Source organism: Collinsella sp. CLA-ER-H9, assembly GCF_040092295.1.
Taxonomy (GTDB): domain Bacteria; phylum Actinomycetota; class Coriobacteriia; order Coriobacteriales; family Coriobacteriaceae; genus Collinsella.
Window position 1 is genome coordinate 138,756 of the sequence record NZ_JBBNLV010000002.1, and the last position, 26,484, is coordinate 165,239.

The window sequence follows — 26,484 nt, forward strand, 5'->3', positions numbered from 1 at the left end:
ATACCAAGGAGAACACTTAAATGGCAAAGTTTGAAGTAAAGAACAGCGAGGGCAAGAAGGTCGCCGAGGCCGAGCTCGCCGCTGAGGTGTACGGCATCGAGCCGAACATCCACGTTATGCACCACATCGTCAAGTGCCAGATGGCCTCTTGGCGTCAGGGCACCCAGTCCGCTAAGGGCCGCTCTGAGGTTTCCGGTGGCGGCAAGAAGCCTTGGCGTCAGAAGGGCACCGGCCGTGCCCGCCAGGGTTCCATCCGTGCTGCCCAGTGGCGTCACGGTGGCGTTGTCTTCGCCCCCAAGCCCCGTTCCTACGCTAAGCGTATGAACAACAAGGAGGTCAAGCTGGCTATGCGCTCCGCGCTGTCCGCCAAGCTGGCCGATGGCGAGCTCGTGCTCGTCGACGACTACGGCTTCGAGAAGCCTTCCACCAAGGCTGCCGTTGCCATGCTCAAGGCTCTCGGCCTTGAGGGCAAGCGCCTGACCATCATCGTTCGCGATGAGGACGTCAACGCCTACCTGTCGTTCCGCAACATTCCCAAGACGTTCATCATCACTGCCGACGAGGCCAACACCTACGATCTCGTCAACAACAACGCTGTGCTGATGCCCGCCGACATCGCCGCTCACTTCGGGGAGGTGCTTGCATAAATGACCGCCCACGAGATCATCATCCGTCCGATCGTGTCCGAGCGTTCCTTCTCCGGCATGGAGCAGAACAAGTACACGTTCGAGGTCACCAAAGATGCTAACAAGTATCAGATCAAGGACGCTGTCGAGGAGATCTTCGGCGTCAAGGTCGTTCGCGTGAACACCCTGACGGTCAAGCCCAAGACCAAGCGCGTGCGCTATGTCGCCGGCAAGACCCGTTCTTGGAAGAAGGCCATCGTCACGCTGGCCGAGGGCGACACCATCGAGGTCTTTGGCAACCAGGCCTAAGACTCGCTGCTGTTGAGTGAGCTCATGCCTCCCAAATAGGGGAGGCGAGAGCTCAAGGTTTCGGGCGTATAAAATGGACACGCCCGGAACCGTGTATACGTCCGGTGTCATCGCACCCGAGGCAGAACCTCGAATCCCTGTCTGCGATGGCTAACGGATTCCTATTGAAAGGGATTGTAATGGCTGTAAAGCACCTTAAGCCGACCTCCGCTGGTAGGCGTTGGCAGACGATCTCCGATTTCTCCGAGATCACCTGCACCAAGCCCGAGAAGTCTCTTCTCGAGCCCCTGCCCAAGAAGGCCGGTCGTAACAACAACGGCCGCATCACCACCCGCCACCAGGGCGGCGGCGTGAAGCGTCGTTACCGCGTGATCGACTTCAAGCGCAACAAGGACGGCGTGCCCGCCAAGGTTGCCACGATCGAGTACGATCCGAACCGTTCCGCTCGCATCGCTCTGCTGCACTACGCTGACGGTGAGAAGCGTTACATCCTGGCTCCCAAGGGCCTCGAGGTCGGTCAGACCATCATGTCCGGTTCTGACGCCGACATCAAGCCGGGCAACGCTCTGCCCCTCGCCGACATCCCCGTCGGTACGCTCATCCACGCCGTCGAGTTCCAGCCGGGCAAGGGCGCTGCTATCGCCCGTTCCGCCGGTAACTCCTGCCAGCTGATGGGTAAGGAGGGCAAGTACGCTATCGTCCGTATGCCTTCCTCCGAGATGCGCCGCATCCTCGTTACCTGCCGCGCCACCGTCGGTGAGGTCGGCAACGCCGATCACGCCAACATCGTCATCGGCAAGGCCGGCCGTAAGCGTCACTTGAACGTGCGCCCGACCGTCCGCGGTACCGTCATGAACCCTGTCGACCACCCGCACGGCGGTGGCGAGGGCAAGAACCACACCTCTGGTCGTCCCTCTGTTACCCCCTGGGGTAAGCCGACGAAGGGCCTTCGTACGCGCAAGAAGAAGAAGGTCTCGAACCAGCACATCATTCGTCGCCGTAAGAAGTAATTTCGGATACCGAGTTTTAGGAGAAAGCACTTATGAGCAGAAGTCTCAAAAAGGGCCCGTTCGTGGAGACTCGCCTTCTCTCGCGTATCACCGCGATGAACGAGGCTGGCAAGAAGGACGTCGTGAAGACCTGGTCCCGCGCGTCCACCATCTTCCCCGAGATGGTTGGTCACACCATCGCCGTCCACGACGGCCGCAAGCATGTGCCCGTGTATGTTACCGAGTCCATGGTTGGTCACAAGCTCGGCGAGTTCGCGCCGACTCGTACGTTCCGTGGCCACAAGGCCAAATAGGGGGTTAACCGTAAATGGCAACTAAGTCTATTGAAACTGAGGCCACCGAGGTTCGCGCCGTCGCTAAGTACGTGCGTGTTTCCCCCAGCAAGGCCCGCCTGGTGGTCGATCTGATCCGCCGCAAGCCTGTCGCTCAGGCCTTCGACATCCTCCACTTCTGCGACCGCGCCGTCGCCGTGGATGTCGAGAAGGTTCTCCGTTCCGCCGTTGCGAACGCCGAGAACAACAACGGTCTGCGTGCCGACAACCTGGTTGTCGCCGCTGCCTATGTTGACGAGGGTCCGACGCTTAAGCGCATCCGTCCCCGCGCCAAGGGTTCCGCTTCTCGCATTCTGAAGCGTACTTCCCACATCACCGTCGTCGTTGCTCCTCGAAAGGAGGCGTAAAGCTGTATGGGTCAGAAAGTCTACCCCACCGGCTTCCGTCTTGGCATCACCGAGAACTGGCGCTCCCGCTGGTTCGCAGAGAAGGATTACGCTAAGACCCTCGGTAACGATCTCGAGATCCGCAAGTACCTCGAGAAGCGTCTTTCCCGCGCAGCTGTCTCCCGCGTCGAGATCGAGCGCGCTGGCGACAAGGTGAAGGTCATCATCCTCACCGCTCGCCCCGGCGTTGTCATCGGTAAGAAGGGCGCCGAGATCGATACCCTCCGCACCGAGCTCGAGAAGGTCGCTGGCGTCTCCAAGGGCCAGCTCTCCGTCGACGTTGTCGAGATCAAGCGCCCCGAGCTCGACGCCAACCTCGTTGCTCAGTCTATCGCTGAGCAGCTCGAGGGTCGCGTTGCCTTCCGTCGCGCTATGCGCAAGGCTGTCCAGTCCGCCCGCAAGGCCGGCGCCAAGGGCATCCGTATCCAGTGCTCCGGTCGTCTCGGCGGTGCCGAGATGGGCCGTCGTGAGTGGTACCGTGAGGGTCGCGTGCCTCTGCACACCCTCCGCGCCAAGATCGACTACGGCACGGCTGTCGCCAGCACCACCATGGGCGCTTGCGGCGTGAAGGTCTGGATTTACCTGGGTGAGAAGCTCCCGGGCCAGCCTGTTCCCAACCCTGCACTCGAGGGCTCTTCCCGTCCTCGTCGTCGTAACTCCGAGAGGAGGGGTCAGTAGTGCTTGCCCCTAAGCGTATTCTTCACCGCAAGGTGCAGCGTGGCTCCATGAAGGGCCAGGCCAAGGGTAATACCGAGCTGCATTTCGGCGAGTTTGGTATCCAGGCTCTCGAGGCCCATTGGATCACCAACCGTCAGATCGAGGCCGCTCGTATTGCCATGACCCGCTACATGAAGCGTGGCGGTCGTGTGTACATCACGATCTTCCCCGATAAGCCCATCACCAAGAAGCCTGCCGAGACTCGCATGGGTTCTGGTAAGGGTAACCCCGAGGAGTGGGTGGCCGTCGTCAAACCTGGCCGCATCATGTTTGAGGTCAAGGGCGTGCCCGAGGAGGTCGCTCGCGAGGCTCTGCGTCTTGCACAGCACAAGCTTCCCATCAAGACCAAGATTGTTGCTGCCAAGAACGCTGAGCAGCGCATCGAGAAGGAGATGGCTGAGGAGGCCGCTCTCGAGGCCAAGTGGGCTGCTGAGGACGCCGCCGCCGCCAAGGAGGAGAACTAATGAAGCCCGCAGAGATTCGTGAGCTCTCGGACGCTCAGCTCGTTGAGAAGCTGAAGGAAATGCGCGCCGAGCTCTTTAACCTTCGTTTCCAGATGGCTACCAGCCAGCTGGACAACACCGCTCGCGTCAACACCGTGAAGAAGGACATCGCTCGCGTCCTCACGGAGCAGCGCGCCCGCGAGATCGCAGCGGAGAAGTCCGCTGTCGCCGAGTAGGACCTAAGGAGAGAACATGACTGATTCGCGTAACTCGCGTAAGGTCCGTACGGGTGTCGTTACCTCCGTCTCCGGTGCCAAGACCATTGTTGTCACCATCACCGAGCGTAAGCGTCACCCCAAGTACGGCAAGATGATGACCAGCTCCAAGAAGCTGCACGCTCACGACGAGGAGTGCACGGCTGGCGTGGGCGACACCGTCCGCGTTATGGAGACCCGTCCTATGTCCAAGATGAAGCGTTGGCGCCTCATCGAGGTCGTCGAGCGCGCTAAATAAGCAGTCGCTCTTACGACTTGTACATTTCCGAAGATGTGCGTATGCCTGGCTTGCATACCACGGGCCGCATAAAGGCTGCGCACCTCTCTTCGGTTCTTAGTTCGGAGGAACATCTACCATGATTCAGATGCAAACCATGCTGAACGTCGCCGACAACTCCGGCGCTCGCAAGATTCGCTGCATCAAGGTGCTTGGCGGTTCCAAGCGTCGTTATGCAGGCATCGGCGATGTGTTCATCGGTGCTGTCCAGGAGGCTACCCCTGGCGCCAACGTCAAGAAGAAGGACGTTGTCCGTTGCGTCGTCGTTCGCACCGTTAAGGAGATCCGCCGCAAGGATGGCTCCTACATTCGCTTTGATGAGAACGCCTGCGTTGTCATCAACAACGATGGTTCGCCCGTCGGCACCCGTATCTTCGGGCCCGTCGCTCGCGAGCTTCGTGACAAGAAGTACATGAAGATCGTCTCGCTCGCTCCCGAGACCCTGTAGTTAGGGGAGATATATGTATATCAAGAAGGGCGATAAGGTCCAGGTTCTCTCTGGTAAGGATCGCGGCAAGCAGGGCGTTGTCCTGCGTGCTCTCCCCGCCGAGAACAAGGTCGTTGTCGAGGGCGTTTCGGTCGTCAAGAAGGCCGTCAAGCCCAACGCTGCCAACCAGCAGGGCGGCATCGTTTCGCAGGAGGCTCCCATCGACGCCTCCAACGTCAATCTCGTTTGCCCCGAGTGCGGTAAGGTTACCCGCGTCGGTCACGAGAAGGACGGCAAGAACAAGCTGCGCGTCTGCAAGAAGTGCGGCCACAAGTTCTAAGCTGCCTGCAACATAAGGTTGCAACCAAAGGCCCGGACACCAAGCGCGTCCGGGCCTTTTTCTATCCCCACTCATTGGGGACAGACTTAAATGAGTGGGGACAGACTTAAATGAGTGCATGCGGCATAAGGCGTACCGCGGATAATCTAGGTGGGTGTCTCGACCTAGATTATTTATCCGCCGAAAGAGTCGATATCGATCGTGCATCGTGCTTTACAAATTGATAGCATACGTGCTTGTGCGCATTTTGCTGCGTTTAATTGCGTATCAATGCGTATATATGCGCCGTTTATGGGGCAATAATGATCGTTTGACGGTGAGATACGCAAAAACGCGCACAGATACGCGCATTTGTGCGAATATAGAGCTGTCAGAAATGAAAGACTTTTCACGACGCAGGAGGCACATATGGCAGATTCCAAACAGGCTCCGCTTGATGCTGCGGCAGCCGCAAAGGCAGCGTTCGCTTCGGTCCAGGGCAAGCCGTTCCCCGATGATATCTTTACGGCCCCCGAGCTTCGTTGGGCTGTGATCGGGTGCGGTGTTATCGCCAACCAGATGGCTCAGTCTCTCGCCCTTGCCGGCCGCAAACTCGCGGGCGTTGCCAACCGCACGCTGTCCAAGGCTCAGGCTTTTGCCAAGCAGTATGGCGTTGAGAAGGTCTATGACACGGTCGAGGACCTCTACTCCGATCCGAACATTGACGCAGTCTATATCACCACGCCGCACAACACTCACATCACCTACCTGCGCGCCGCTCTGACAGCTGGCAAGCACGTGCTCTGCGAGAAGGCCATTACCCTCAACTCTGCCGAGCTCGACGAGGCCCGCGCCATCGCCGACGAGCATAACGTCGTCCTCATGGACGCCACTACGGTGCTCCACATGCCCCTGTATCAGGAGCTGCGCCGCCGCATGGATGCCGGTGAGTTTGGCCGCATGAACCTCGCCCAACTCAACTTTGGCAGCTACAAGGAGTACGGCGATCTGACTAACCGCTTCTATAACCGCAACCTCGCTGGCGGTGCTATGCTCGACATTGGCGTCTATGCGCTTTCCGTTATGCGCCTCTTTTTGGCAAGCCAGCCCGCTGAGGTCGTTTCGCTGGGCAACACCTGTGAGACCGGTGTCGACGTTGCGGGCGGCATCGTCTGCCGTAATGCTGAGCAACAGCTGGGTGTTGTGAGCCTTACGCTTCACTCCAAGCAGCCCAAGCGCTTGGTCATCAGCTTTGACAAGTGCTATATCGAGGTCAACGAGTATCCGCGTGCCGATCACGCGACCATCGTGTGGACTGCGGACGGCCACCGCGAGGAGGTCCACGCGGGCACCGAGGCTTACGCCCTTTGCTATGAGATGGCCGATCTTGAGAAGGCCGTTGCCGGCGACGACTCCAAGCGCGAGCTTCTGGATTATGCTTCTGATGTTATGGAGCTTATGACCAAGCTTCGCGCCGACTGGGGAGTCGTGTACCCCGAGGAGGAGTAAACGATGCTAGCGGAAGATAGGCTCAATGCGATTGTGTCGATGGTGCAGCAGGCTGGCTCGGTTACTGTGCCGGAGCTTGCTGAGGCCTTGGGCGTGACGGCGTCCACCATTCGGCGCGACCTGCAGGCGCTCGATCGCGCACACCGCATCGCCAAGGTCCACGGCGGAGCGACGAGTCTTGAGCGCGCGCACGTGACGCGCGACCTAACGCTCAATGAGCGCAGCGACCTCCATAACGACGACAAGGAGCGTATCTGCGCCCGTGCGGCGGCGCTTGTGGAGCCCGAGAGCTTTGTATACATCGACTCGGGCTCGACGACGCTCAAGCTCATCGAGCATCTTCCACACTTTGAAGGTGTCACCTATGTGACCGATTCCGTGCTCCATGCTCAGCGCCTCGCTTTGCGCGGCATGCGCACCGTAGTGCTGGGCGGCGAGCTCAAACCCGAGACCGAGGCGCTCGTTGGCCCCGATGCTTTGGCAACCCTAGACCGTTACAACTTCAACTGTGGCTTTTGGGGTTCTAATGGCATTGCCGCCGAGCAGGGCTTCACAGCACCCGATATCGAGGAGGCGCAAGTAAAGCGTATCTCGATACGCCATACGGCCAAACGCTTCGTAATCTCGGACGCCAGCAAATTTGGCATGGTGGCGCCCGTCAAGTTCGCGGACTTCCGCGACGCAACGATTATTACTGCGGGCGAGGTTCCCGCCAAGTACCGGGCAATGGACAACGTCATCACGGTCTAACAGCAGGGGGCTAAGGCCAAAACCACCACGAAGGTGCCTGTCCCCATTGTGGTGGTTAGTAACGAAAACCGAGTAGTTTTCTCAATAGAAAAGCGGCAACGTCCATCACGGGCGTTGCCGCTTTCGTTGTCTGCCGGTTTGTCTAAGTCTGTAACAACTGGACCGTTAAAAGTGGGCTAGATGTTACAGATTGAGATACTTCCGAACCTTGCCGTCCCTTTGTCTCAATCTGTAACATCTGGGACGGATTTTGCCGAGTTACTGTTACAGATTGAGATTTTCCCTTGAGGGGGATTCGAATGTCTCGATCTGTAACAGATAGACCGGAAAATGGACTCTAACTGTTACAGATCGAGACGTTTTGGGACCGCGACTGAGCCATTGCGGCAAAACCACCACAAAGGTGCCTGTCCCCATTGTGGTGGTTTAGGGCTCCCAGGGGCAGGGGGCTTCGATGTGAATGTGCTCGCCGGTTACGGGATGCGTAAAGGACACACTGTGGGCGTGGAGCATCAGGCCGCAGGGGCGCGCAGTGCCGTACAGGTCGTCGCCCACCAGCGGATGGTGCTCGCTGGCCAGGTGCACGCGAATCTGATGCTTGCGGCCGGTGAGCAGCTCGACATCGATATACGAGCGCGCGGGCAGGCCTCGGCGGCTCTTAAGGCGCTTGAGCACCTTCACACGTGTCTGCGACGGCTTGCCGCTGGCACCGACGCGCATCTTGCGGCTATCGTGGCGATCGCGGGCGATGGGCTTGTCGATGAGCTTTTCGTTCCAGTCGATCTTGCCCTCGGCGAGCGCCAGATAGTGCTTTTCGAAGGCGTGGTCGTTCACCATCTGATCAAAAGCAGGCTGCGTCTGTTTGTCGAGCGAAAACAGCACCACGCCGGTGGTGTTACGGTCCAGGCGGTTGAGCGGCTGCATGTCAGTCGCGGCAAAGCCGTCGCCCATCGCCAGCAGCAGATCGCTGGCGTAGTCGGTAAGTGTGCGCTCGCCGGTGCCGTCACCGTGGACGATCATGCCGGCGGGCTTATCGATGGCCATGAGCCAGGCGTCGCAGTAGAGGACTTGGGGTTCTTCGTTCACGTGTAAGCCTTTCGGTTAGCTAATTCCCACAAACATACAGCCCGAGGTGGCGCCGCGCAGGCGGGCGGCGGGCTTGCGACCTGCCTGCGCGGCCTCGATGGCGCGACGGACGCGTGCGACGGCGCGGCCAATCTCATCGGGCTCGAGCAGGGTTCCGTCAACCATAAGACGGCGCACGCCGGCGTCGAGCAGCTGCGGAACCTGCGGAGTGAGGTCGATGGGGTAGGCATCGTACAGGCGCGAGCGGCCGTGGACGTCGGTGCGCACTGGCATGACCTTGCCATCGATATTCTTGAGCGACAGCTTGCGGGCGCGCAGGCGGCAATTGGCGCAATCGTGAATACAACCGTTGGCCACCTGCAGGATGCAGTGCTCGCTCGTCATAACGCGCGGGCGGCCGAACACGGTGATGCCCAGCGCTGCGGGCGCGGAGGTGCCAAGCGAGATAATCTCGTCGAGCGTGATCTCGGGCGAGAGCCAAAAAGCGCCGGCTCCGCGCTCGGCAAGTGCCTCCATGCAAGGCGTGTTGTGCACGGGCAGGCAAGAGCGAATCTCGGCCGTGGCGCCAACCTGGGCGGTCAGGGCAAGCTCGGAGATGTTGCCAATAGCGACCGTGGCGCCGGCAACAACCCACGGGTCGACACGTACGTGGTCGACGGCGCGGCAGACCTCGTCGAGTACGGGTACGATGCCCTGCTCAAACGCATCGGCGGGGGAGAGCTCGGCAGCATTGAGCGCGTCGGTGGTCATGTAGATGCGCGTTGCACCCTCCACGCGCGCTGCCTCGGCGGCCTCGAGCGAGGTGACGGTGGCGCAGATTTGCGGCTCATCGCGGTAATGCTCGGGCATGGGGCGGGAATCACTGGTGACAATCGCCGGCAGCTCGAGCGTGCGGGCGCGCTCCTCATACGGCGCCAGAATGGCCTCTTCCAGCGCTTTGCAGGCGGCGGCGCGCACCTTGTGCACGGCGGAGAAGCCCATGCCGCAGCCCTCGTCGAGCGCCACATCAAAGTTCGCGGCCTCAAAGGGCGAGGAACCCATGCGGCCGACGTGCTCCACCAGATCGGACGCCTCGACGGCGCGAGTCTTGGCGGCCTCGACGGTAAAGCCGGTAGCGGTGGCGGTGAGCGTGGGGTCGTCGCAGCAGGTGAGCGTCACGGTAAACGGCTCGCCCAGACGCGCCACAACGGACACGTCTACGGCGCGGCGGCGCAGCACGTCGCGCTTGAGCGCAGCCCCGGCGGCGTCGATGGCGCGCTGGCTGCGAATCACGCGCACGCGGCAACCCTCGGGCATGCTACGGGGCACGCGGCACTCGATGATGTCGCCGGCAGCGGCATCCTCGGCGGCAATGGTGGTCAGGAACTGGTCAAACTCATCGTCGTGACGAAGCTCCAGCAGGTCGCCCTTGCCCACGGGCTCAAACAGCTCAATGCGGGCGATGGCAGCGCGGCGACGGCGGTCGTCGGGCTTGAGCCCGCGCACATCGCGGTTGGCCAGGCGGCTGCCGAGCACCGTGCCCACGATCTGGCCGCGGTTGTTGGATCGCTCGTAGCTCATCATCTCGTCACCCGAGGTACCGTCTTGATAGGCGTGCGTAAAGTCGCGGTTAAAGCAGCGCTTGAGCTGGCGCTGGCGGGCGGCATCCTCATCCTTAGAGGTCGAAACATCGGCCAGCATGTCATCAATCTGATGACGATACACGTCGACGATGGAATACACGTAATCGGGCGCCTTCATGCGGCCCTCGAGCTTGAGCGACGCGGCGCCGGCGTCATACAGGCGGCGAACAAGTTGTGAAGTGTTGGTGTCACGCGGGCACAGCGCGCGCTCGCGACCGGCAGGGGAGAGCGAGCGACCGTTCTCGTCGATCAGCTCGTAGGGCAAGCGGCAGGGCTGGGCGCACATGCCACGGTTGGCCGATCGTCCCGCCATGGCAAAGCTCGAAAGCAGACACAGGCCAGAGTAGCAAAAGCAGATGGCGCCATGGCTAAAGACCTCAAGGTCCACATCGGGCGCGGCATCGTGAATGGCGGCAATCTCGTCGATGGAAAGCTCGCGCGAGAGGGTCACGCGGTCGGCGCCCTGCTCGCGGCACCAAAGGGTTCCGCGGTCGTCGTGGATGTTCGCCTGGGTCGAGATATGCGTCTCGATGCCGGGCATCGTGCGCTTGACCTCAAAGAACAGGCCCCAGTCCTGGATGATGAAGGCGTCGGCGCCCAGCGTGGAGCAGCGATGGATGAGCTGCAGCGCATCGCTCATCTCGGATTCCTTGATGACGATGTTGACCGTGACGTAGACGCGCGAGCCGGCCAGATGCGCGGCGCGGCAGGCCTGCTCAAAGGCCTCGTCGGTAAAGTTGGTGGCCTTGCGGCGTGCGTTGAAGCTGCCCATGCCGCAGTAGATGGCGTCTGCCCCGGCGGCGAGCGCGGCGGCAAAGGGCTCCGGGCCTCCGGCGGGGGCCAAGAGTTCGGGTCTGCGGTTGGTGGTTCGACTGGCGGTTGCGGTCATATCCTGCCTTTCAAAATGCTCAGATACTCAAAAGTATAGTGGTGCCGTCGCGGCAGGCGATGCCCGTGCTCTAAGCGGGATAAAGTCTTCAGCAGCTTGGACTGGCTGCTTCACATGAGAACCGTTCAGCGGTCCGGGGAAACCGTTGGGCGATAAAATATTCTCGCAACGTGATAATAATCTTGCATCGCGCGGAAACCTTGAGTACTATCCCAATCAAGCGCGGTGTTCAGACCGAACTGTGCCTCCCGGTGTGAACGCCGCGCTCCCGTTCCCTTTTACTTGTAAGGAGAAAAACATGAGCAAGACCGTCGTGTCTTCCGATAACGCACCCGCAGCCATCGGCCCGTATTCCCCCGGTATCCAGACTGGCAACATGGTGTTTCTGTCCGGCCAGCTGGGCATCGATCCCGCGACCGGCAAGCTGCCCGAGGGTGTCGAGGCCCAGGCTAAGCAGTCCCTTGCTAATGTCGAGGCCCTGCTGACCGCTGCCGGCGCCACCTTTGCCGATGTCGTCAAGACCACAGTCTACCTGGCTGACATTGCCGACTTCGCTGCCGTAAACGAGATCTACGCCTCCAAGTTCGAGGCCCCGTTCCCCGCGCGCAGCGCTTTCCAGGTTGCCGCTCTTCCGGCTGGCGGTCTGGTCGAGATCGAGGTTGTCGCCGCTCTCTAAGGTGTTGGTAACAACTAAACATGACATGCAAAAAGACCCTGCAGCGCGTGCGAGCTGCAGGGTCTTTTGTCAAGCGATGCGACAAAAATGATCCGTTTCCCTTCGTCCCCAAGGGATCACGTTTAGCCCTCCTTGCGAACTTTTTGCAGGTAGCGGTAGACGCTGGGCTCCGAGATGCCCAGCGCGGTGGCGGCGCAGGCCACGGCGCCCTTGAGCATAAACACGCCGTTGCCGTTGAGGTGGCGAATGACGTCCACGCGGTCGCTCTGGCCAAGCGACGCTACATCCAGCCCGCGCGCGCTCAGCAACTCGGCAATGCTGCGGTCGATGAGCTCCTGGGTGGACTCCGAAAGGCTTTCGACCTCGATAGGGGCGGGCTCCGTGCGCGTCGGCGCTGCGTCGAAGCACGCCATGAGCTGCTGCGCCATGGCGTTGATGGAGCGTACGGTCGAGAGGTCGGTGTTGACGCAGAGCATACCGACGATCTCGTCATTTTCGCGGATAAAGAACGTCGCGGACTCCAACGTCTTGCCACCGGCACCGCGCCCCTCGTAGCCCATAATAAACGGCAGGTCGCGATACTTGGGGTCGTGCATGATCTTGAGCGCCAGATCGGTGGCGGGACCGCCGACCTTGCGGCCGCTCACGATGCCGTTGCGAATATCGACGATGGCGTGGTCGGGATCCGAGAAATCGTGCAGGACGATCTCGCTGTTCTTACCGAGTATCTGCTCCAGGAAATCGACCATCGGCAAAAAGCGACGTACGGTCTCGTTCACGGGCAACTCCTTTGGGTGAAATCGGAAATGTTCATAACAATTTTTTCTCATGGTAACACGATGTCTATTGACTCACATATTCGCAGGTACATTGCGTAATACAGATGAGCGGTAGGTATTTGGCGGTAAACGGTCGACCAAAAGAAAAGTAAGATGTTATTTAGACCAGACACATTCCTGACCTGCGGAAACGAGTTATTTCAGCCGAAGAATAGTCTGATAACAAAAAATTATTATTGAGAATGAGAATCATCTTTAATACGATATGCAACGAAGGCACAACCTCAACCCCGCACTGCGTCACAATAGAGCGTTAGATGCGAAAACAACTACTTCGAGGATTGGTGGTCAAATGACCCAGGAGACGGTTACGAACGGCACTGAAGCCCTGTTCACTCGCGAAGGCATGCCTCCCGTTAAGGAAATGATCCCGTGTGCCCTTCAGCACGTACTGGCATCGTTTGCCGGCATCATTACCCCAGCGGTCATCATGGCCGGCGTCTACGGCTTTAATAGCCAGCAGAGCACCGACATCATCCAGGTCGCGCTCATTCTTTCGGCGATCGATACGGCCCTTCAGGCCTTCGCTCCCTTCCGTCGCATCGGCGGCGGCCTGCCCATCGTCATGGGCGTTTCGTTCGCGTTCCTGCCGGCTCTGCAGGCCATGGGTGCCTCGGGCTTTAGCTTTGGTGCGCTGCTGGGCGGCGAGATCGTCGGCGGCGCCGTCGCGGTCCTCTTTGGTCTGGCCTACAGCAAGATTAAGTGGCTGTTCCCGCCCGTCGTGACCGGTACGGTCATCTTCTCCATCGGCGTTTCGCTGTATCCCACGGCCGTCAAGTATATGGCCGGCGGTATGGGTACGCCGCTGTGGGGCACTCCGCAGGCCTGGTGCGTCGCTCTTATCACCTTCGCCGTGGTCTTTGCGCTCGCCAACTTTGGCAAGGGCACGCTCAAGCTGGGATCCGTGTTCTTTGGCATGATCGTTGGCATGATCGTTTCGATCCCCTTTGGCATGATCGACTTCTCCAGCGTCGCCACCGCTCAGGTCTTCGCCCTTCCCAAGCTCATGCCCTACGCGCTCGAGTTTGATCCCGAAGTCTGCATTACCCTCGCTGTTGTGTTCCCCATGGTTGCCATCCAGGTTATCGGTGACGTCTCCGCCGCCTGCCTGGGCTCCATCGACCGTATGCCCACCGAGCGCGAGCTCTCCGGCGCTATCGTGTCCCAGGGCCTCACCTCTATGGTCGGCGGCCTGCTGGGCGGTCTTCCCACCAGCGCCCTTGGCCAGAACGTGGGCATCATCTGCTCCAACAAGGTCGTCAACAAGTGGGTCTTTGTGATCATCGCGGCCGTCTTTGCCATCGCCGGTCTGTTCCCGCAGCTCTCTGCCGTCCTTTCCGCTATCCCGCAGCCCGTTATCGGCGGCGCGACCGTCGGCGTCTTTGGCACCATCACCATGAACGGCGTGCGCATGTTCACCCGCGAGGGCCTCACGCAGCGCACTACCACCATCGTCGGCACCTCCGTCGTCTTTGGCCTGGGTATCTGGATGGCCAGCGGTTGCCTTGCCGGCGAGGGTATGCCCGCCTGGGTGTCCACCGTCATCGGCTCCAATGCCGTGACCCCCACCGCCATCATGGCCATTGTCCTTAACCTGATCCTTCCGCAGACGCCGGTCGTGGCTCAGCACATCGATGCTGCCAAGGACGCTGCCGTGGATCTGGTCTTGCCCGAGAGCAAGAAGTAACCAATTCGGTGCTATTCGTCGGCGGACGCATCGCCTCGTCCGCCGACGTCATGCGGCGCCAAGCCGCACTTCAAAGGGTTTGTCCCTTTGGTGAAGCGTTGACGGGAGAGGGCCCGTTTCCGGTGTAGGCCGGCGCTTCGCACTCCGCTATGTCAGAGGTGTCAAACCCCGCCCCTGATGTTGAAGGGAGCATTCATGCTTCTGGTCGCTAACGGTTCCGTCTTTACCCGCAACGCTCAGGCCCCGTTCATTCCCAACGGTGCGGTCGCCATTGACGGAGATACGATCGTCGAAGTGGGCCTCGAGCTCGAGCTCAAGGCCAAGTACCCGGATGCCGAGTACGTCGACGCCCAGGGCAACCTCATCATGCCCGGACTCATCAACTGCCACACCCACATCTACTCGGGTCTGGCCCGTGGCCTTGCCATTAAGGGCTGCAACCCCACCAACTTCCTGGAGAATCTTGAGCAGCAGTGGTGGAAGATCGACGATAACCTGACGCTCGACGGTACCAAGGCCAGCGCCTATGCCACAATCCTTGACTCCATCCGCGATGGCGTCACCACGATCTTCGATCACCACGCGAGCTTCTGCGAGATTCCGGGCAGCCTCTTTGCCATTAAGGATGCCGCGCAGGAGCTGGGCATGCGTTCGTGCCTGTGCTACGAGGTCTCCGACCGCCGCGGTCAGGAAAAATGCGACCAGGCCATTGCCGAGAACGCCGAATTTGCCCAGTGGGCCGCCAAGGAGCGTCGCGATAACGACAACCATATGATCGCCGCCATGTTTGGCGGTCACGCCACCTTTACGCTGTCGGACGAGACCATGGACAAGATGGCCGAGGCCAACAACGGCCTGACCGGCTTCCACATCCATGTGTGCGAGGGCATGAATGACGTGTGGGACTCCCGCCTCAACCGCGGTGGCATCAGCCCCGTCGAGCGCCTGCTGCAGCACAATCTGCTGGGTCCCGACACCATGCTCGGCCACTGCATCCACGTGACACCTGCCGAGATGGATATCGTCAAGGAGTCCGGTACCTGGCTCGTCAACAACCCCGAATCCAATATGGGCAACGCCGTGGGCTGCGCACCCGTGCTCGAGTTCTTCCGCCGCGGCATCCCCGTGTGCATGGGCACCGACGCCTACACCCACGATATGCTCGAGAGCCTCAAGGTCTTCCTGATCATTCAGCGCCACAACGCAGCCATGCCCAATGTGGGCTGGTGCGAGGCCATGACCATGCTGTTCGAGAATAACGCCAAGATGGCCAGCAAGTACTTCGATTGCAAGCTCGGTGTGCTTGAGCCCGGCGCCGCCGCCGACGTCATCGTTATGGACTACAAACCCTTTACGCCGCTGAGCGAGGAGAACATTGACGGCCACATGCTCTTTGGCATGATGGGCAAAAACTGCCGCACCACCATCATCAACGGCCGCGTCCTGTACAAGAATCGCGAGTTCGTTGGCATTGATGAGGACAAGATCAACGCGTGGACCATGGCCGAGTCCAAGAAGCTCTGGAGCACGCTCAACGATCGCGCCTACTAATTACAAGTAGATTCGCGCGCGTCGGATGTTTCGCCGCATCCGACGCGCGTATAGGCGACCTCCGCGGGGTCGCCGGCGCTGTGCTAGCGCTACACCGTATTTGCGCCCGCCGCGCGGTCTCGCCGGGCGTTACAGAGAGGAGCTCACTATGAGCGACATCATGAGGCCGATCCCGTTTTCGCAGCTGATGAACTGGATCATCGAGGAGCACAAGACCCAGGACGCCATCTTTGGCGTGCGCAAGATGGTCACGGCCAACCAGGAGGGCGCGCTTCCCATTTTTGACGAGCGAATCGAGACTCCGTTTGGCCCGGCCGCCGGTCCCAATACGCAGCTGGCCCAGAACATCGTGGCATCCTACGTGGCCGGTTCCCGCTTCTTTGAGCTCAAGACCGTCCAGGTTATGGACGGCGAGGAGCTCTCCAAGTGCGTCAACAAGCCCTGCATTGTGGCTCAGGACGAGTGCTACAACTGCGAATGGTCGACCGAGCTCGAGGTTCCGCAGGCCTTTGCCGAGTACGTGAAGGCATGGTTCGCTTGCCACCTGATCGCTCGCGAGTACGGTCTGGGCAGCCCGGACGGCTTTGTCTTCAACATGTCCGTGGGTTATGACCTCGAGGGTATTAAGAGCCCCAAGGTCGACGCCTACATCGAGGACATGAAGGACGCCAGCGGCTCCGAGGTTTGGAACGAGTGCCGTGCCTGGGCTCTCGCCAATCTGGACAAGTTTGAGCATGTCGACGCCGCGTTTGTCGAGTCCATTCCGGCGCGCGTCTCCAACTCCATCACCGAGTCCACCCTGCACGGCTGCCCGCCCGCCGAGATCGAGCGCATCGCGACCTATCTGATCACCGAGAAGGGCCTCAACACCTACATCAAGTGCAACCCCACGCTGCTGGGCTATGAGTTTGCCCGTCAGCGCCTCAACGAGCTGGGCTTTGACTACATCGTCTTCGATGACACGCACTTCCGCGAGGACCTGCAGTGGGTCGACGCCGTGCCCATGTTCGAGCGCCTGATTGCCCTGTGCGCCGAGCGCGGCCTGGAGTTTGGCGTCAAGCTGACCAACACGTTCCCCGTCGACGTGACGAGGAACGAGCTGCCCTCCACCGAGATGTACATGTCGGGCCGTTCGCTGTTCTCGCTGACCATCGAGGCCGCCCGCCGCATTACCGAGCAGTTCGATGGCAAGCTGCGCATCAGCTACTCCGGCGGTGCTACGGTCTACAACATTCGCGCCCTGTATGACGCCGGCATTTGGCCCGTTACTCTGGCGACCGACGTGCTCAAGCCCGGTGGCTACGAGCGCTTTAGCCAGATGGCCGGCGAGTTTAGCGATCTGGACGGCAAGCCGTTCGCGGGCGTCTCGCTCGAGGCCGTGACCGCGATCCAGACCGACTCGCTCACCAACCCGCTCTACAAGAAGCCGCTGCGCCCGCTGCCCGACCGCAAGGTCGCCGGCAAGAGCCCGCTTTCCGACTGCTTTACCACGCCGTGCCGCACGAGCTGCCCCATCCAGCAGGATATTCCCGCCTATCTGGCGGCTGTTGACGAGGGCCGCTACGAGGACGCACTCAACATCATCATCGAGCGCAACGCCCTGCCGTTCATTACCGGCACCATCTGCCCGCATCCCTGCGGCCGTGCCTGCGAGCGTGCATTCTACGAGCCCGAGGGCGCCCAGATCCGCGCCAGCAAGCTCAAGGCCGCCCGCGAGGCCATGACCACCGTGCTGCTCAAGCTGCGCGCCCAGGCCATCGCCAACGACGGCGAGCGCAACGTTGCCGTTATCGGCGGCGGCCCGGCCGGCCTGGCGACGGCGTTCTTCCTGACGCGTGCCGGCGTGTCCGTCACCATCTTTGAGGCCCGCGATTCGCTCGGCGGCGTGGTCCGTCACGTGATCCCCGAGTTCCGTATTGCCAGCGACGATATCTCCCACGACGCCGAGCTTTGCCTGGCCTTTGGTGCCAAGGTTCAGCTCAACGCCCGCGTGGAGTCCATTGACGAGCTCAAGGCCCAGGGCTTTACTGACGTGGTCGTGGCCACCGGTGCCTGGATGCCCGGCTCTGCGGGCCTGGGCGAGGGTGCCGAGCTCGATGTGCTGGAGTTCCTCGAGGCCGCCAAGAAGGGCGAGAAACTCGAGCTGGGCGAGGACGTCGTGGTCATTGGCGCCGGCAACACCGCCATGGACGCGGCCCGCGTGGCCAAGCGCCTTGCTGGCGTGAAGAACGTGCGCCTGGTGTATCGCCGCACCAAGAAGCAGATGCCCGCCGACGAGGAAGAGCTCGATCTTGCTCTTGCCGACGGCGTTGAGTTCTGCGAGCTGCTGGCGCCCAAGGCGCTCAACGGCGCCGTGCTGACCTGCGACGTCATGGAACTTGGCGAGCCGGATGCAAGCGGCCGTCGCAGCCCCGTCGCCACGGGCGAGACCGTCGAGCTTTCCGCCACCACGGTGATCTGCGCCGTGGGCGAGGGCATCGATGCCAGCCTGTACGACGCCGCGGGCGTCGAGCACGACCGTCGCGGCCGCCTTGCCGCCACCTCCACCGGCGTCGAGGGCGTCTGGGCTGCCGGTGACTGCCGCCGCGGTCCCGCTACCGTGGTCGAGGCTATCGCCGACGCCGCCGAGGTCGCCCGTGCCATTGCCGGCGTGGACTTTAACAAGTACGCCGACTGCAACGAGCAGGCCGGCCGCGAGGACACCTGCTACGAGCGCAAGGGATCGCTGTGCCGCGACAAGCGCAACTGCACCAAGACCCGCTGCCTGGGCTGCGGCTCGGTGTGCGAGGTCTGCTGCGATGTGTGCCCCAACCGCGCCAACGTGGCAATTAAGGTGCCGGGCCTGGCCAAGCATCAGGTCGTCCACATCGACGGCATGTGCAACGAGTGCGGCAACTGCGCCGTGTTCTGCCCCTACCAGGAGGGTCGTCCCTACAAGGACAAGCTCACCCTGTTCTGGAGCGATCAGGACATGGAGAACTCCGAGAACGAGGGCTTCCTGGCAGTGGACGAGGACCACTTTAAGGTCCGCGTCGCCGGCACGGTCCGCACCGTCTCGGTCGATGCCGTCAACACCGGTCTGCCCGAGGCCGTCCGCCTGACCATCAAGGCCGTGCGCGACAGCTATTCGTATCTCCTTAAGAAATAGGCGAGTCTCTTATGGCCAAATCCATTCAACATAACGTGGCCTACGTTGCCTGCGGAAGCGGTTGCGCCTCCGCAGGCGGCGACGCCCACTGCAGCGAAGGCTGCATTGGCTGTGGCGCCTGCGTCACGGCCTGCCCCCACGGCGCCATTGCGCTGATTGATGGCATCGCTCGCGTGGATCGCTCCAAGTGTACGGGCTGTGGCCTGTGCGGCATGGCGTGCCCGCAGCGCGTGATTGCCTTCGTTCCCGGCTACCAGAACATCCTGGTGCGCTGCAACAACACCGATAAGGGCGCCATCGCCCGCAAGATCTGCGACACGAGCTGCATCGGTTGCGGCATGTGCGCCAAAAAGTGCCCTGCCGGCGCTATCCGCATCGAGGACAACTGCGCCCATATTGATGGCGCGGATTGTCTGTCGTGCGGCATGTGCGCCGTCGTCTGCCCGCATGGCGCCATCCACGACCGCACCGGCATAGCCGCCGGCGTGTAGAAGGGAATCACCATGGCACAGGAATTCACTTTTACCGTTAACGGCGTCGAGCGCACGACGACTCAAAACAAACCGTTGCTGCGCTACCTGCGCGACGACCTGCACATTCACTCCGCCAAGGACGGCTGCTCCGAGGGCGCGTGCGGTACCTGCACCATCCACGTGGACGGTGAGGCCGTCAAGGCGTGCGTGCTGACCACCGCCCTTGCCGCCGGTCGCAACATCGTGACCGTCGAGGGCCTGCCCGAGGACGTGCGCGAGGCCTTTGTGTACGCCTTTGGCGCCGTGGGCGCCGTGCAGTGCGGTTTTTGCATCCCCGGTATGGTCATGGCGGGTGCGGCGCTGATCGCCGAGGATCCCGAGCCCACCGAGGAGCAGATCAAGTACGCCATCCGCGGCAACGTCTGCCGCTGCACCGGCTACAAGAAGATCATCGAGGGCATTTCGCTGGCAGCTGCGGTGCTCCGCGGCGAAAAGCAGATCGACGAGGACCTGGAGCGCGGCGACGACTACGGCGTGGGCAAGCGCGCCTTCCGTATCGACGTGCGCAAGAAGGTGCTCGGCGAGGGCAAGTATCCCGATGACATCGACGAGCTCGATCAGCCGGGTCTGACCTACGCCAGCGCCGTGCGCTCCAAGTATCCGCGCGCCCGCGTGCTCTCCATCGACACCTCCAAGGTCGAGGCCCTGCCCGGTGTGGTGGGCATCCTGCGCGCCGAGGACGTGCCGGTCAACCAGGTCGGCCACCTTATCCAGGACTGGGACGTCATGATCGCCCAGGGCGATATCACCCGCTGCGTGGGCGATGCCATCGTGCTGGTGGTTGCCGAGGACGAGGCGACGCTCGAGAAGGCCAAGAAGCTCGTAAAGATCGATTACGAGCCGCTGGAGCCCGTGCGTAACATTGTCGAGGCCAGGGCTGCCGACGCCCCGCGCCTGCACGACAGCTTCTTTGCCTTTGGCAACACGGTGGAGCTCAAGGACAACGTGTGCCAGAGCCGTCACGTGACGCGCGGCGACGCCGCCAAGGCGCTGGCAGAGAGCGCGTTCACCGTGACGCAGCGCTTTACCACGCCCTTTACCGAGCATGCCTTCTTGGAGCCCGAGTGCGCCGTTGCCTTCCCGTACAAGAACGGCGTTAAGGTGCAGTCGACCGACCAGGGTGCCTACGACACGCGCAAAGAGTGTGCCCATATGTTTGGCTGGGATAGCGAACCCGAGCGTGTGGTCGTCGAAACCATGCTCGTGGGTGGCGGCTTTGGCGGCAAGGAGGACGTGTCCATCCAGCACCTGGCCGCGCTCGCCGCATATAAGTTCCAACGTCCTGTGAAGTGCAAGCTCACGCGCGCTGAGTCGCTTGCGTTCCATCCTAAGCGCCATGCCATGGACGGTACCTTTACGCTGGGTTGCGACGCCGAGGGCAACTTTACCGGCCTTGATTGCGAGATCAACTTTGATACCGGCGCCTACGCTTCGCTGTGCGGCCCGGTGCTCGAGCGCGCCTGTACGCACGCCGTTGGCCCCTACAAGTACCAGAACACCGACATTCGCGGCTTTGGCTACTACACCAACAACCCGCCCGCCGGCGCGTACCGCGGCTTTGGCGTTTGCCAGTCCGAGTTTGCGCTCGAGAGCTTGATCGACTTGCTGGCAGAGAAGGTCGGCCTGGACCCGTGGGAGATTCGTTACAGAAACGCCATCGAGCCGGGCGAGGTTTTGCCCAACGGCCAGATTGCCGACTGCTCCACGGCGCTGAAGGAGACGCTGCTTGAGGTCAAGGATGCCTACTATGCGCATCCCGGACACGCCGGTATCGCCTGCGCCATGAAGAACGCCGGCGTGGGCGTGGGCCTGCCCGATGCCGGCCGCTGCAAGATTCGCGTCGAGGATGGCCGCGCCGTGGTCTACGCCGCCACGTCCGACATCGGCCAGGGCTGCAACACGGTCTTTTTGCAGGACGTTGCCGAGGCGTGCGGTCTGCCGCTGAGCTGCATTGCCAATGGCGAGTGCTCCACCGAGAACGCTCCCGACTCCGGCACCACGTCTGGCTCGCGACAGACGGTCGTGACCGGCGAGGCCGTGCGCGGTGCCGCCTTCCTGCTGCGCGATGCCATGCTTGACATCGAGGCCGGCAAGCCTGCACCCGATGTTCCTGTGAGCGCGCATGGTGACGGCGTCAAGATCGAGTACGACGACGGTCGAGCCTATCAGTTGCGCACGCAGGAGCTCGTCGCCGGCCAGGGCATGCATCCTCAGGATCCCGCGGCCGCCATCAAGGCGCTCGAGGGATGCGAGTTTGGCTACGTGTACCTGGAGCCGACTGACAAGCTGGGCGCTGACGTTCCCAACCCCAAGAGCCACATCTGCTACGGTTTTGCCACGCATGTGGTCATTCTGGATGATGACGGTCGCGTGAGCGAGGTCTATGCCGCGCACGATTCCGGCAAGGTGGTCAACCCCATCTCCATCCAGGGTCAGATCGAAGGCGGCGTGCTCATGGGTATGGGCTATGCGCTTACCGAGGACTGGCCGCTCAAGGACTGCGTGCCCCAGGCAAGGTACGGCACGCTCGGACTGTTCCGTGCGCCCGAGATTCCGGATATCCACGCCATCTACGTGGAGAAGGACGAGCTGCTGCCCGTGGCATACGGCGGCAAGGGCATCGGCGAGATCGCAACGATCCCCACGGCGCCCGCCGTACAGAACGCCTATCGCGCGTTTGACGGCAAGCTGCGTCCAGATCTGCCCATGGTGGATACGCCGTACAGCCGCGTCCGTCACCGCGGGTAGGGTAGAGCGCGGACGGCATTGCTAACGGGCCGTTCGCGCTCAACATCAACTGTATGTGCTGCGCCTTTGGCCCCAGCTCCATCGCGAGTCGGGGCCTTTTGTTTGGAGCGTCTCCGCATACGGAAACTGCGTCCCGGATTCGACGCTCAGAATGGGACGCGCTTTCCTTTTGAGCCTCTAGCGGAAAGCGCATCCCGGAATTCGGCTCCAGAGTGGGATGCGCTTTCCGGTTGGAGTTTCAAACGGAAAGTGCATCCCGGAATCCGCGCCTGGAATGGGGCGCACTTTCCGGAACAGCCCTCAACCGGAAACTGCGTCCCAGAATTTCGCTTCAGAGTGGGATGGCGTTTCCGGCTGAACCCTCTGGCGGAAAGTTCATCCCAGAATTGACGCTCGGAGTGGGACACAGTTTCCGGATGGAACCTCAGCGGAAATTGCGTCCCAGTTTGAGCGTCTATTCCGGGATGCAGTTTCCGCTGGGCGCTTCAGCCGGAAAGCGTGTCCCGTTCTGGGCCTTGATTCCGGGACACGGTTTCCGCTAGGTATGCCATATGGAAGGCGCATCCCATTCTGAGCACTCAATCTGAGATATGGTTTCCGCGGTGCCGCCAACTGGAAAGTGTGCCCCAGTTTGATGGGCAGGCGGGCATAAGCTCAACAACTCCTACAGGTCCACCTCGTTGAGCCATGTCGGCAGCGCGGTCTGCCGGATGCCTGCCGTCTGCAGCTTTTTGGCGAGCACTCCTGCCGAGCGGACCTCGCTGATGGTAAAGCGCAGCAGAGGGTGACCGTAGAGCGATAGATGCGCCTCGCGCTGTCGTTCGGCAACGAGCGCCTCGGCGGTGGTGCGTCCGGCCAGCATGGTCTGGTCGGTATATTTGATGAGCCCGTCGAGCTCGCCCAGCGTGAGTTCCCGCGCCTGGCGCTCCCAGGCAAAGTCCGTTCGTATGGGCTTGGCCGAATTGAAGGGGTCCGTCAGCTCGTATTGAAGCCAATCGGGCGCAAAGCCCGTCTCGATCATGATGGCTCGGGCGACCGATTCCCCGCCGCTCTCGGCGCGGGCGTCGGCATATCGAAGTGTCGTGAGGGCGGTGCGAATCGTGCGACCATTGCGGGCGGTCGCTCGTTGCTCGACGGCCTCCATCAGCTGTTCCCGCGCAAGGCCGAGCTTTAAGATCGCCGAATCGGCAATGGGCATGCCGTCGGCAAAACCAGTTTGCAGCAGGCAATCTGTGGCCGTTTGGATGGGCGGCGTTACCGATATGCCGGCTCTGCGTATTGCTCCGGCCGGCTCAATCTGGTGTCGCTGAATATGTGCGCCCGGACGAGCCGACGGCTTTGTCGAGCTGCAAACATGCACGACGTTCAGGTGTCGCCACGAGACCTCGAGCCCCAGCAGGCAAGCTGCCGAAAACGAGCAGAACGTCCAATCGGGATGGATGATCGCAAGGGCGCGGAGGATCTCGCAATGGCGTTGCGCTCGGTTGAGTTCATCTCAGTGCGTTTTTCGCGCAAACAACCCCGGCATGGGCGAGACAACCGTGCCGCCGGTGCGCCGAAGGAGCGCTTTTCGGATCGCCGTGCTCGGGGGAATCAGACAGCGCCCCTCTTGTTCGGCTTGAGTGAGCAGTTGGTCGATGAGCTGGTCGTTGCAATGGGTCATGAGCTACCGCCTCCTTTTGGGTAGCAAAAACGTATCAGCTGGAACTTGCCGCTCAGCTGACCAAAAGCTGACCAAAATCTAACCATGCAGGTAGATGACCTGCTTTTGGCGACATATTTCTTGTTTGAATCGGTGGGCGGTAATTGGCGACCGTGAACGGTAACTGGATATGAAGTCTTGGTAAGTTTCGGGACGTGTACTTTTTGAAAAAGAGCATTCTATCTGCTGTTTTGTGTTTCTGGATCGCATATTTGAAGGCATGTGATAAGGGCGGCGGACTGTCGCCTTGTATCTGCGGAAACTGTGACCCGGAATTGCCACTCGGAATGGGACGCGCTTTCCGGACAGCCCTCAACCGGAAACCGCATCCCAGATTTCGGCTCCAAACCGGGATGCGCTTTCCCGGCGGCGTTTCTGGCGGAAATTGCGCCCCGGAATGAGCACTCAGAGTGGGACATGCTTTCCTAACGAGGCCGCATGCGGAAACTACGTCCCGGATTCGACGCTCAGAATGGGATGCATTTTCCGGTAGAAGCTTCAGCGGAAAGTGCATCCCAGAATTCAGGCTCAGAACGGGACACGCTTTCCGGATGGGATGCTTGGCGGAAACTACGGCCCAGTTTTTGGCTCCAGAACGGGATACATTTTCCGGAACGGTCCACGTGCGGGGGTGTACCGCCCCTTTTCGTGCTCCGCTTGTTGAATTATGTTATAGCTAGCTATATTATAGGAAGGTATAATATAGCTAGCTATAAGATAAAGGAAGGATGGCCCTATGTTTATCGGAAGAACAGTGGAAATGTCCGAGCTCAATCGACTGTATGGCACGGGCTCCTTTGAGATGCCTGTGATTTATGGCCGCCGTCGTGTGGGCAAAACGCGCCTTATCACAGAGTTCATTCAAGGCAAGAATGCTATTTACTTTCAAGCTCGTCGTACCAATGCAGAGGCAAACCTGCACGGCTTTAGCCAGGCGATATTTGCAGGATCGGTTGGTGCTGCAGGCGTGTCGTTTCGTAGTTTTGACGAGGCGTTCGATGCATTGGCCACCATGGCTCGCACGGAACGTTTGATTGTCGTGATTGACGAGTACCCCTATCTCGCCCAATCGAATCCCGAGATCAGCTCGTTGCTGCAAGACAAGATCGATCACCTGTACAAAGAGACCAAGCTCATGCTGATTCTATGCGGCTCGTCTCTTTCGTTTATGGAGGAACAGGTGTTGGGCTACGAGAGCCCACTATACGGTAGGCGTACGGCCCAGTTTAAGATCATGCCGCTTGATTTTACGACGACCCTCGGCCTGTGGCAGAGCATGAGTCGCGAAGACGCTGCAGTTTGCTATGGCATGACGGGCGGCATTCCTGCATATATCGAGAAAGTCGATCCTGCCGCACCGCTCAAGGACAACATCAAACGTCTTTTTCTTACTCCTACGGGCTATCTCTTTGAGGAGCCGAGTAACCTGCTAATGCAAGAGTGCCGCAATCCCGAGCAATATGATGCGATCGTGCAAGCAATTGCTCAGGGGCGCTCGAAGATCTCGGAGATTGCGAGCTCTACGGGAATCCCTGCGAGCAACGTAAAGAGCTATGTGGATAAGCTGGCGTCGCTTGGGATTGTCGAGCGCGAGCTGCCCCTAAACGAGACGAGCAATAAGCGGGCCGTGTATCTACTGAGCGACCAGATGTTTAGGTTCTGGTACAAGTTTGTGCCGCAGAACATCGGGTTGATTCAAAACGATATGGCCGAGATGGCGTATAAGCGCATTGAGCCGCACGTATCGGATTACATGGGTACGGTCTTTGAGCTCATATGCAGACAATACGTGTACGAACTCGCGCGCGCGGGCCAGCTCGATGTGGTTCCGGCGAGCGTCGGGCGCTGGTGGGGGACGGATAATCGCACGCATACGCAGGAAGAAATCGACTTGATTGTTGACGATGGCGAGGGCACTGCGCTGTTTGCGGAGTGCAAATGGCGTAACGAGTCGGTAGGCGAGGAAGTTCTGGAAAAGCTCGTATACCGAAGCGGGCTCTTTAGGCGGCAGCACAAAAGCTATGTGATCTTCTCGAAACGCGGCTTTACGCAGGGATGTCGAGATGCCGCGGAGAGCAGGGGAGACGTCAAGCTGATCTCGTTTGCCGAGATGTGAGTGCGGGGTAGCTCTGCTCGAGAACAAGAGCCTGTCCTCGAATTGCTGGAATGGGGCCCTTCTTTTGTCGTGTTGGCTGCCGGCGGAATGTCGGCGGAAAGCGTGTCCCGGATTATAGCTCCAGAGTGGGATGGCCTTTCCGGATCGGCCCCTCGCGGAAAATGCATTCCGGAATGAGCGCTCAGACTGGGACGCATTTTCCGGATCGGCCTTCAAGCGGAAGCTGCGTCCCGGATTCTGGCTCCAGAGTGGGATGCCGTTTCCGGTTGAGGTCTCTGGCGGAAGCTGTATCCCGGAATCGAGCTTCAGAGTGGGACGTGCTTTCCCGTCAGGAGCTCAAGTGGAAACTACGTCCCGGATTCAAGCCTCGGAATGGGACGCGCTTTCCGGATGGGCTTCAAGCGGAAACTGTGTCCCAGAATCGACATGGCTTCAAGTGGAAAGCGCGTCTTAGAATGCCGCGCCGGCGTTTTTGGCGGTCGTGGTTGGAAAGGGGAGCATTGCCTA

At 60.7% G+C, this 26,484-nt stretch carries 24 protein-coding genes and 1 pseudogene; 20 read left to right on the plus strand and 5 right to left on the minus strand.

Features of this window, described 5'->3' with window-relative positions:
* Window positions 1–20 precede the first annotated feature (20 nt).
* The 13 genes and pseudogenes from rplD (at window position 21) to AAAX73_RS02420 (ending at window position 7,380) form a co-directional block, all read left to right on the plus strand.
* Window positions 21–647: a 50S ribosomal protein L4 gene (rplD, locus tag AAAX73_RS02360; RefSeq protein ID WP_006235032.1), complete on the plus strand. Its 627-nt coding sequence runs from the start codon at window positions 21–23 to the stop codon at window positions 645–647.
* Complete coding sequence (gene rplW, locus AAAX73_RS02365; protein WP_349124905.1) at window positions 648–935, plus strand: 50S ribosomal protein L23; 288 nt, start codon at window positions 648–650, stop codon at window positions 933–935.
* Between the two features lie 179 nt (window positions 936–1,114).
* Window positions 1,115–1,945, plus strand: a complete 831-nt coding sequence (rplB, locus tag AAAX73_RS02370) for a 50S ribosomal protein L2 (RefSeq protein ID WP_118079381.1) — start codon at window positions 1,115–1,117, stop codon at window positions 1,943–1,945.
* A 32-nt stretch (window positions 1,946–1,977) separates the two neighbouring features.
* Window positions 1,978–2,238, plus strand: coding sequence for a 30S ribosomal protein S19 (gene rpsS, locus AAAX73_RS02375; RefSeq protein WP_006235035.1), 261 nt, complete (start codon window positions 1,978–1,980; stop codon window positions 2,236–2,238).
* A 14-nt stretch (window positions 2,239–2,252) separates the two neighbouring features.
* A complete protein-coding gene (gene rplV, locus AAAX73_RS02380; RefSeq protein ID WP_006235036.1) occupies window positions 2,253–2,624 on the plus strand; it encodes a 50S ribosomal protein L22 in 372 nt (123 codons plus the stop codon).
* Window positions 2,625–2,630: 6 nt separating this feature from the next.
* Window positions 2,631–3,341: a 30S ribosomal protein S3 gene (gene rpsC / locus AAAX73_RS02385; RefSeq protein ID WP_006235037.1), complete on the plus strand. Its 711-nt coding sequence runs from the start codon at window positions 2,631–2,633 to the stop codon at window positions 3,339–3,341.
* Window positions 3,341–3,736 (plus strand): annotated as a pseudogene (gene rplP / locus AAAX73_RS02390) (50S ribosomal protein L16); the annotation flags it as partial. The gene rpsC and the pseudogene rplP, both read left to right, overlap by 1 nt.
* A 107-nt stretch (window positions 3,737–3,843) precedes the next feature.
* Window positions 3,844–4,059: a 50S ribosomal protein L29 gene (rpmC, locus tag AAAX73_RS02395; RefSeq protein WP_006235039.1), complete on the plus strand. Its 216-nt coding sequence runs from the start codon at window positions 3,844–3,846 to the stop codon at window positions 4,057–4,059.
* Window positions 4,060–4,075: 16 nt separating this feature from the next.
* A complete protein-coding gene (gene rpsQ / locus AAAX73_RS02400) occupies window positions 4,076–4,336 on the plus strand; it encodes a 30S ribosomal protein S17 (RefSeq protein WP_006235040.1) in 261 nt (86 codons plus the stop codon).
* Between the two features lie 118 nt (window positions 4,337–4,454).
* Window positions 4,455–4,823 carry a 50S ribosomal protein L14 gene (gene rplN / locus AAAX73_RS02405; RefSeq protein WP_006235041.1) on the plus strand — a complete coding sequence of 123 codons (369 nt, stop codon included), beginning with the start codon at window positions 4,455–4,457 and terminating at the stop codon, window positions 4,821–4,823.
* 13 nt (window positions 4,824–4,836) lie between these two features.
* On the plus strand, window positions 4,837–5,142 hold the full coding sequence (rplX, locus tag AAAX73_RS02410) for a 50S ribosomal protein L24 (RefSeq protein WP_006235043.1): 306 nt from the start codon (window positions 4,837–4,839) through the stop codon (window positions 5,140–5,142).
* Between the two features lie 408 nt (window positions 5,143–5,550).
* Window positions 5,551–6,630: a Gfo/Idh/MocA family oxidoreductase gene (locus tag AAAX73_RS02415; protein ID WP_118079383.1), complete on the plus strand. Its 1,080-nt coding sequence runs from the start codon at window positions 5,551–5,553 to the stop codon at window positions 6,628–6,630.
* A gap of 3 nt (window positions 6,631–6,633) precedes the next feature.
* A complete protein-coding gene (locus AAAX73_RS02420) occupies window positions 6,634–7,380 on the plus strand; it encodes a DeoR/GlpR family DNA-binding transcription regulator (RefSeq protein ID WP_349124906.1) in 747 nt (248 codons plus the stop codon).
* A 426-nt stretch (window positions 7,381–7,806) separates the two neighbouring features.
* Here AAAX73_RS02420 and AAAX73_RS02425 read toward each other — a convergent pair whose 3' ends face one another.
* On the minus strand, window positions 7,807–8,466 hold the full coding sequence (locus tag AAAX73_RS02425) for an RluA family pseudouridine synthase (RefSeq protein ID WP_349124907.1): 660 nt from the start codon (window positions 8,464–8,466) through the stop codon (window positions 7,807–7,809).
* A gap of 15 nt (window positions 8,467–8,481) precedes the next feature.
* Entirely contained in the window at window positions 8,482–10,977 is a 2,496-nt protein-coding gene (locus AAAX73_RS02430; protein ID WP_349124908.1) for a DUF3656 domain-containing protein, read from the minus strand.
* A gap of 298 nt (window positions 10,978–11,275) precedes the next feature.
* On the opposite strand from AAAX73_RS02430, the gene AAAX73_RS02435 reads away from it, so the two are divergent.
* On the plus strand, window positions 11,276–11,653 hold the full coding sequence (locus AAAX73_RS02435) for a RidA family protein (RefSeq protein WP_089572469.1): 378 nt from the start codon (window positions 11,276–11,278) through the stop codon (window positions 11,651–11,653).
* A 122-nt stretch (window positions 11,654–11,775) separates the two neighbouring features.
* Here the strand turns inward: AAAX73_RS02435 and AAAX73_RS02440 are convergent, their stop codons facing one another.
* Window positions 11,776–12,432, minus strand: a complete 657-nt coding sequence (locus tag AAAX73_RS02440; protein WP_349124909.1) for a PAS domain-containing protein — start codon at window positions 12,430–12,432, stop codon at window positions 11,776–11,778.
* A 352-nt stretch (window positions 12,433–12,784) separates the two neighbouring features.
* Here AAAX73_RS02440 and AAAX73_RS02445 point away from each other — a divergent pair, with 352 nt between their 5' ends.
* The 5 genes from AAAX73_RS02445 (at window position 12,785) to xdh (ending at window position 22,159) form a co-directional block, all read left to right on the plus strand.
* Window positions 12,785–14,179, plus strand: a complete 1,395-nt coding sequence (locus tag AAAX73_RS02445; RefSeq protein ID WP_055285183.1) for a solute carrier family 23 protein — start codon at window positions 12,785–12,787, stop codon at window positions 14,177–14,179.
* A gap of 195 nt (window positions 14,180–14,374) precedes the next feature.
* The gene (gene ssnA / locus AAAX73_RS02450) at window positions 14,375–15,730 is read left to right on the plus strand and encodes a putative aminohydrolase SsnA (protein WP_349124910.1); all 1,356 of its coding nucleotides are present in this window, start codon (window positions 14,375–14,377) and stop codon (window positions 15,728–15,730) included.
* Window positions 15,731–15,878: 148 nt separating this feature from the next.
* Window positions 15,879–18,878 (plus strand): putative selenate reductase subunit YgfK, encoded by a 3,000-nt coding sequence (gene ygfK / locus AAAX73_RS02455; protein ID WP_349124911.1) that lies wholly within the window; start codon window positions 15,879–15,881, stop codon window positions 18,876–18,878.
* 11 nt (window positions 18,879–18,889) lie between these two features.
* A complete protein-coding gene (locus tag AAAX73_RS02460) occupies window positions 18,890–19,369 on the plus strand; it encodes a 4Fe-4S binding protein (protein WP_117797434.1) in 480 nt (159 codons plus the stop codon).
* A 12-nt stretch (window positions 19,370–19,381) separates the two neighbouring features.
* Complete coding sequence (gene xdh, locus AAAX73_RS02465; protein WP_349124912.1) at window positions 19,382–22,159, plus strand: selenium-dependent xanthine dehydrogenase; 2,778 nt, start codon at window positions 19,382–19,384, stop codon at window positions 22,157–22,159.
* A gap of 664 nt (window positions 22,160–22,823) precedes the next feature.
* On the opposite strand, the gene AAAX73_RS02470 is transcribed toward xdh, so the two are convergent.
* Together AAAX73_RS02470 and AAAX73_RS02475 are read right to left on the minus strand one after the other, a co-directional pair.
* Complete coding sequence (locus AAAX73_RS02470) at window positions 22,824–23,357, minus strand: hypothetical protein (protein WP_349124913.1); 534 nt, start codon at window positions 23,355–23,357, stop codon at window positions 22,824–22,826.
* Between the two features lie 297 nt (window positions 23,358–23,654).
* A complete protein-coding gene (locus tag AAAX73_RS02475; protein WP_349124914.1) occupies window positions 23,655–23,822 on the minus strand; it encodes a hypothetical protein in 168 nt (55 codons plus the stop codon).
* Window positions 23,823–24,597: 775 nt separating this feature from the next.
* On the opposite strand from AAAX73_RS02475, the gene AAAX73_RS02480 reads away from it, so the two are divergent.
* The gene (locus tag AAAX73_RS02480) at window positions 24,598–25,977 is read left to right on the plus strand and encodes an ATP-binding protein (RefSeq protein ID WP_349124915.1); all 1,380 of its coding nucleotides are present in this window, start codon (window positions 24,598–24,600) and stop codon (window positions 25,975–25,977) included.
* Window positions 25,978–26,484: the final 507 nt, after the last annotated feature.